Origin of the sequence: Psychrobacter sp. TB20-MNA-CIBAN-0197, from assembly GCF_040309765.1 — a bacterium.
Lineage (GTDB): Bacteria > Pseudomonadota > Gammaproteobacteria > Pseudomonadales > Moraxellaceae > Psychrobacter > Psychrobacter submarinus.
In genome coordinates this window covers 1-288 of record NZ_JBEOPC010000354.1, presented here as the reverse complement: position 1 = coordinate 288, position 288 = coordinate 1, and the positions used below count along the sequence as shown (strand labels likewise).

The 288-nt window shown below is 44.4% G+C and carries 1 protein-coding gene; it reads left to right on the top strand.

The annotated features are described in order from the left end of the window. On the top strand, nucleotides 1-288 hold a 288-nt coding region (locus AAEY83_RS14000), incomplete at both ends, for a hypothetical protein (protein WP_351059749.1).

Here is a 288-nt window from a genome sequence, read left to right as displayed (position 1 = left end):
CAGATATGGCTACCTTTGACAGTACTTGTAGCCGATTAAAGACGCTGCTACAAAATAATGTCAGCTTGGTCACTGACAAGCGTGCGCATGACAAGCAAGCCAAAAAGCTACAAACTGATTTTGATAAGTTAATTACACAGCAAAACCTAGACCAACCCCGAATTCAGCAGCAACGTAAAGCGCTTACCGACCTGCAACAGCAGCAAGCCGCACTTATTCAAAGTCAGCCCATTACTAATATGCGCAGCGAGCAAGAGCAAGTCGATCAAATCAATACACAGATTGAGC